We start from the raw sequence: 6,474 nt of genomic DNA on the forward strand, positions 1-6,474 counted from the left end.
CCCCTTAAGGAAGACAAGATGAGCAAGCTGCGCGTAGCCGTTCTCGGTGCTCGGGGCCGCATCGGCGCCGAGGCCGTACGGGCCGTCGAGGCCGCCGACGATCTGGAGCTGGTGGCGGCCCTGGGCCGGGGCGACAAGCTGGAGACCCTCACCGACGCGGGTGCCCAGGTCGCCGTCGAGCTGACCACCCCCGCATCGGTGATGGACAACCTCGACTTCTGCGTCCGGCACGGTGTCCACGCCGTCGTCGGCACCACGGGCTGGACCGACGAACGGCTCGCGCAGCTGACCACCTGGCTGGAGAAATCACCGGGGACGGGCGTCCTGATCGCCCCGAACTTCTCCATCGGCGCGGTCCTGACCATGAAGTTCGCGGAGCAGGCTGCCCGCTACTTCGAGTCCGTCGAGGTCGTCGAACTGCACCACCCGAACAAGGTCGACGCCCCCTCCGGCACCGCCACCCGCACCGCCCAGCTCATCGCGGCGGCCCGCGCCAAGGCGGGCAGCGCCCCCCAGCCGGACGCCACCACCACCGCCCTGGACGGCGCCCGCGGCGCGGACGTCGACGGCGTCCCGGTCCACGCGATCCGACTTCGCGGACTGCTCGCCCACCAGGAAGTGCTCCTCGGCGGCGAGGGCGAGACCCTCACCATCCGCCACGACTCCCTCCACCACAGCAGCTTCATGCCGGGCATCCTGCTCGGCGCCCGCCGCGTGGTGACCACTCCCGGCCTCACGTTCGGCCTGGAACACTTCCTCGACCTGAACTGACTGAGCCCACCATGCGCGCAAAGATCACCTACATCGCCACGGCAGCCGTCCTGGTCTTCTACTTCTTCCTGGTCGGCAGCCGTGGCCTGATGCTCATCCGGCACGGCACGCTGCTCACGATCACGTTCGGCGTCGCCGTCCTGATCCTGCCGGTGATCGGCGTCTGGTTCCTCTGGAAGAACACCCAGTTCGTCCGCCGGGCCAACGCGCTCGCCGCCGAACTGGAAGCGGAGGGCGGCCTCCCGGTCGACGACCTGGCCCGCACCCCGTCCGGCCGCATCGACCGGGACGCCGCAGACGCGGTCTTCACCAAGCGCCGCGAGGAGACCGAGGACGCCCCGGACGACTGGCGCGCCTGGTTCCGGCTGGCGGTCGCCTACCAGGACGCGAGGGACACCCCCAGGGCCCGCAAGGCCATGCAGCGGGCCATCGCGCTCCGCGCCTCCAGCCAGGCTGCACCCTCAAGCCCGCCCCCGGTTTCCAGCCCGTCCGGCGACTGAGGAGATCTTTCAGCCGTACGCAGGTGAGCCCGGGACCCACATGGGCCCCGGGCTCACCCGTACAGCCGATCGTTCACGCGAGCCGATACTCATCCGCCCAAGCCTCGACCGCGTCGGTCGCCCGCTCGAACGCCTCCTCGCGCCCGAGGAAGTCCGCGTTGTGATCGGTGACCAGCGGCGGCAGCGCTTCACCGTTCTGCCGGACCACGACGAGCGCCTGACCCTGGACCGTACGGGGAAGGCCCATCCACTTCACGGGCTGCTGGACCGTACGCACCGTCGACGTGCCGCTCCACGCCACCGTGGAGGTCCGGAAGAACGCCACGCGCCGGACACCGTGACGGCTGACCCACGCGCCGACACGCAGCAGACGCAGCGCGGCGGCGATCACCGCACCGGCCAGCCCCAGACAGACGGCGGCTCCCGAAAGCTCTCCGGCCGCACCGGTGATCAGGGCCGCGAGCAGCACGAACGAGGCCAGCAGCAGGAGGGTGGCCGCCGCCGCGACCCGCCAGGGGCCGGGGCGGTAGGGCCGACGCCAACTGTCGTGGTCGTCGAACGGCAGCGCAACGTCCTCCGCGCTCGCATCGAATGCGCGGTCGGCCGTCAGAAAGGGCAGGGGCACGACTCATCCTCACTCACAAGCACGCTCGATTGCTGTGCCCGGTGAGGCTACCGAGGGTGCCACCGGCCCGACCACCCCAGGGGGTCCGTACGAGTCAGCGGCCCTGGGACGCCTCGGACTGCTTGCCGTGGGCCGGGGCCTGGCCGGAGTCGAGCGCCGGGAGGCCCAGCAGCAGTGACCCCACGAGACCGGCGACCACGGTCAGCCCGATGAGGGACCGCCCCAGCAGCTCGGGAACGGTGGCGCGGGGGGCGGGTGGAGGAGTGACATTGCTGCGGAACCGGTCGGCCTCGGCGACGAACGAGAACGGGACGGATTCACGCCGGCGGAACATGAGGAAGCTCTCCTTGCTCTGAGTGACGGGTGCTGCTATTGAGTCAGACGTACGACGGGCCGAATCGGTGCCCGAATCGCCGTACTTGTTGGGGGAACTCCACGAACGGCTGCCCGAGGCGGCCGGGTGCAGGCCCCGGCGCACCCGGCCCATGGAGCCCCGTAAAGTGGTCGCCGCCCGAGCGACGCCGTCGGGCCTCCCGCACCGCCCCTGGAAGGACCCCTGTCGGTGACCGACACCCCCGAACCCGCAAAGCCCCACTTCCGCAGCGATGTCACCGTCGAGCTGGTGAAGAGCGACGCGCACGACGCGGACGTGCTGTTCGCCGCCCGGGTCTCCACCGCCGGTGAGCAGTCTCTGGAAGAGGTCACCAAGGATCCCGAGCGCTCCAAGGGGCTCATCAACTACCTCATGCGGGACCGGCACGGCAGCCCGTTCGAGCACAACTCGATGACCTTCTTCATCAGCGCCCCGATCTTCGTCTTCCGCGAGTTCATGCGGCACCGCGTCGGCTGGTCCTACAACGAGGAATCGGGCCGCTACAGGGAGCTGGATCCTGTCTTCTACGTCCCCGGAACCTCCCGCAAGCTGGTCCAGCAGGGCCGCCCGGGCAAGTACGAGTTCGTCGAGGGCACCCAGGGGCAGTACGACCTCACCACCCGCACCATGGAGGAGACCTACCGGGCCTCCTACGAGGCGTACCAGAAGATGCTGGCGGAGGGCGTGGCCCGTGAGGTCGCCCGCGCGGTGCTCCCGGTCGGCCTCTTCTCCTCGATGTACGCCACGTGCAACGCGCGCTCCCTGATGCACTTCCTCGGCCTGCGCACCCAGCACGAGCTGGCGAAGGTCCCGTCCTTCCCGCAGCGCGAGATCGAGATGGTCGGCGAGCAGATGGAAGCCCACTGGGAGCAGCTCATGCCGCTCACTCATGCGGCCTTCAACAAAAATGGACGCGTCGCCCCATAGGCGGTGTCCGTATTGCGGCGTTTCGAGAAGTTCATCTAGGCTGATCAAACGGACCCGGCACTGCTTGAACCCCCGAGCAGGCAGTGCCGGGCTCCTCTTCCCCGTCCCCCCGAGGGGACCCCGCGCGCTGAGCAGCGAGTAGCGTGTTACCCATGGCTCCGATCTCCACTCCGCAGACCCCCTTCGGGCGGGTCCTCACCGCTATGGTCACGCCCTTCACGGCGGACGGCGCTCTCGATCTCGACGGCGCCCAGCGGCTCGCCGCCCACCTGGTGGACGCAGGCAATGACGGCCTGATCATCAACGGCACCACCGGTGAGTCCCCGACCACCAGTGATGCGGAGAAGGACCAGCTCGTACGGGCGGTGCTCGAAGCCGTCGGCGACCGAGCCCACGTCGTCGCGGGCATCGGGACCAACGACACCCGCCACAGCGTCGAGCTCGCCCGGACGGCCGAGCGCACCGGCGCCCACGGCCTCCTCGCGGTCACGCCGTACTACAACAAGCCCCCGCAGGAGGGCCTGCTGCGGCACTTCACGGCCATCGCCGACTCCACCGGCCTGCCCGTGATGCTGTACGACATCCCCGGCCGCAGCGGCGTCCCGATCGACACGGAGACCCTCGTACGGCTGGCCGAGCACCCCCGGATCGTCGCCAACAAGGACGCCAAGGGCGACCTGGGCCGCGCCAGCTGGGCCATCGCCGAGTCCGGGCTCGCCTGGTACTCGGGCGACGACATGCTCAACCTGCCGCTCCTCTCGGTCGGCGCCGTCGGCTTCGTCTCCGTGGTCGGCCACGTGGTCACCCCGGACCTGCGGGCCCTGATCGAGGCCCACCTGAGCGGCGACGTCCAGAAGGCCACCGAGATCCACCAGAAGCTGCTCTCGGTCTTCACGGGAATGTTCCGCACCCAGGGCGTGATCACCACGAAGGCGGCCCTCACCCTTCAGGGCCTCCCGGCGGGCCCCCTGCGCCTGCCCCTCGTCGAACTCACCGCCCAGGAGACAGCCCAGCTCAAGATCGATCTCGCCGCCGGCGGGGTACAGCTGTAACCACGGACTTCACAACTGAACAGCCGAACAGGCGAGGCGACTCGCCCGAGCACCACCCAAGACAACAGCAAGTGCACGAATGACATGCGCGCCACGTGCCTCAGCGGTACGTGGCGTGCGTGGTAAGGAGAGTCTTTTGAGTCATCCGCACCCTGAACTCGGTACGCCGCCGAAGCTCCCGAAGGGCGCGCTGCGGGTCACCCCGCTCGGCGGCCTGGGCGAGATCGGCCGCAATATGACGGTCTTCGAGTACGGCGGCCGCCTGCTCATCGTCGACTGCGGCGTGCTCTTCCCCGAGGAGGAGCAGCCGGGCATCGACCTGATCCTCCCGGACTTCACCACGATCCGGGACCGCCTGGACGACATCGAGGGCATCGTCCTCACGCACGGCCACGAGGACCACATCGGCGGCGTCCCCTACCTGCTGCGCCTCAAGCCGGACATCCCCCTCATCGGTTCCAAGCTCACCCTCGCGCTGATCGAGGCGAAGCTCCAGGAGCACCGCATCCGCCCCTACACCCTTGAGGTGCAGGAGGGGCAGCGCGAGCGCATCGGCGCCTTCGACTGCGAGTTCATCGCGGTCAACCACTCCATCCCGGACGCCCTGGCCGTCGCCATCCGCACCCCCGCGGGCCTGGCCGTCGCCACCGGTGACTTCAAGATGGACCAGCTCCCGCTGGACGGCCGCCTCACCGACCTGCACGCGTTCGCACGGCTCAGCGAGGAGGGCATCGACCTCCTCCTCTCCGACTCCACGAACGCCGAGGTCCCCGGCTTCGTGCCGCCGGAGCGGGACATCTCCAACGTCTTGCGCACGGTCTTCGCGAACGCCCAGAAGCGCATCATCGTGGCGAGCTTCGCCAGCCATGTGCACCGCATCCAGCAGATCCTGGACGCCGCCCACGAGTACGGCCGCAGGGTCGCCTTCGTCGGCCGCTCGATGGTCCGCAACATGGGCATCGCCCGCGACCTCGGCTACCTCAAGGTCCCCGGGGGCCTGGTCGTCGACGTCAAGACCCTCGACGACCTTCCGGACGACGAGGTCGTGCTGGTCTGCACGGGCTCGCAGGGCGAGCCGATGGCGGCCCTCTCCCGGATGGCCAACCGGGACCACCAGATCCGGATCGTCCCCGGTGACACGGTGATCCTGGCGTCGTCCCTGATCCCCGGCAACGAGAACGCGGTGTACCGCGTGATCAACGGCCTGACCCGCTGGGGCGCCAACGTCGTCCACAAGGGCAATGCCAAGGTCCACGTCTCGGGCCACGCCTCGGCCGGCGAGCTGCTGTACTTCTACAACATCTGCAAGCCGAAGAACCTGATGCCGGTCCATGGCGAATGGCGCCACCTGCGGGCCAACGCCGAACTGGGAGCCCTCACGGGCGTCCCCAAGGACCACATCGTCATCGCCGAGGACGGCGTGGTTGTCGACCTCATCGACGGCAAGGCCAAGATCGTCGGCAAGGTCCAGGCCGGTTACGTCTACGTCGACGGCCTCTCCGTCGGCGATGTCACCGAGACCTCCCTCAAGGACCGCCGCATCCTCGGCGACGAGGGCATCATCTCGGTCTTCATCGTCGTCGACAGCTCCTCCGGCAAGCTCGTGGGCGGCCCCCACATCCAGGCCCGGGGCTCCGGCATCGACGACGGCGCCTTCGGCGCGGTCACCCCGAAGATCCAGGAAGCCCTGGACAAGTCGGCCCAGGACGGCGTCATGGAGCCCCACCAGCTCCAGCAGATGGTCCGCCGAGTCGTCGGCAAGTGGGTGTCCGACACCTACCGTCGACGCCCGATGATCCTTCCGGTCGTCGTCGAGGTCTGACCCCTCCACGCCGCCCGACCTGGAGCGGGGCCCTCGATTTGCATCGGGGCGCCCCGCTCCAGTACGTTTACGTCTCCGCCTGAACGGGAAACGCCGCGCGCACTTGTGCGCCCGGGACACCCGAGTGGGGCGGGAATTCCGACTCAGAATCTCTGATAAAGTCGGATCCGCCGAAAGGCAAAGGCCCTCCACAGGCCACCGGAAATCGAATTCGGACCGGAAACGGAACGGAAAAGAGTCTGGTAAAGTTGGAACCGCCGGAAAGGGAAAACGCGAAAGCGAAGAACCTCGAAAGCACCCCGCTTCGACCGGGAATCGGACACGAAAGAGTCTGATAGAGTCGGAAACGCAAGAACGAAGGGAAGCGCCCGGAGGGCCCCGGTGAAACGGGACCGAAGGAAGCG

Annotated in this window: 7 protein-coding genes; 5 read left to right on the plus strand and 2 right to left on the minus strand. The window is 68.8% G+C overall.

What is annotated here, in order from left to right:
* Positions 1 to 18: 18 nt before the first annotated feature.
* Positions 19 to 771, plus strand: a complete 753-nt coding sequence (gene dapB, locus CIB93_RS32495; RefSeq protein WP_096632141.1) for a 4-hydroxy-tetrahydrodipicolinate reductase — start codon at positions 19 to 21, stop codon at positions 769 to 771.
* Between the two features lie 11 nt (positions 772 to 782).
* Complete coding sequence (locus tag CIB93_RS32500; RefSeq protein ID WP_096632142.1) at positions 783 to 1,271, plus strand: tetratricopeptide repeat protein; 489 nt, start codon at positions 783 to 785, stop codon at positions 1,269 to 1,271.
* Between the two features lie 73 nt (positions 1,272 to 1,344).
* On the opposite strand, the gene CIB93_RS32505 is transcribed toward CIB93_RS32500, so the two are convergent.
* Complete coding sequence (locus CIB93_RS32505) at positions 1,345 to 1,896, minus strand: hypothetical protein (RefSeq protein ID WP_096632144.1); 552 nt, start codon at positions 1,894 to 1,896, stop codon at positions 1,345 to 1,347.
* A gap of 94 nt (positions 1,897 to 1,990) precedes the next feature.
* Positions 1,991 to 2,230 carry a hypothetical protein gene (locus CIB93_RS32510; RefSeq protein ID WP_096632145.1) on the minus strand — a complete coding sequence of 80 codons (240 nt, stop codon included), beginning with the start codon at positions 2,228 to 2,230 and terminating at the stop codon, positions 1,991 to 1,993.
* A 228-nt stretch (positions 2,231 to 2,458) separates the two neighbouring features.
* Between CIB93_RS32510 and thyX the strand changes: the two genes are divergently transcribed.
* The 3 genes from thyX (at position 2,459) to CIB93_RS32525 (ending at position 6,070) form a co-directional block, all read left to right on the plus strand.
* The gene (gene thyX, locus CIB93_RS32515) at positions 2,459 to 3,196 is read left to right on the plus strand and encodes an FAD-dependent thymidylate synthase (protein ID WP_096632147.1); all 738 of its coding nucleotides are present in this window, start codon (positions 2,459 to 2,461) and stop codon (positions 3,194 to 3,196) included.
* A 152-nt stretch (positions 3,197 to 3,348) separates the two neighbouring features.
* Positions 3,349 to 4,248, plus strand: a complete 900-nt coding sequence (gene dapA / locus CIB93_RS32520; protein ID WP_096632148.1) for a 4-hydroxy-tetrahydrodipicolinate synthase — start codon at positions 3,349 to 3,351, stop codon at positions 4,246 to 4,248.
* 136 nt (positions 4,249 to 4,384) lie between these two features.
* Positions 4,385 to 6,070 carry a ribonuclease J gene (locus tag CIB93_RS32525; RefSeq protein ID WP_096632150.1) on the plus strand — a complete coding sequence of 562 codons (1,686 nt, stop codon included), beginning with the start codon at positions 4,385 to 4,387 and terminating at the stop codon, positions 6,068 to 6,070.
* Positions 6,071 to 6,474 lie beyond the last annotated feature (404 nt).

The sequence above is a fragment of the Streptomyces sp. WZ.A104 genome (assembly GCF_002382885.1).
In the GTDB taxonomy this organism is placed as follows: Bacteria; Actinomycetota; Actinomycetes; order Streptomycetales; family Streptomycetaceae; genus Streptomyces.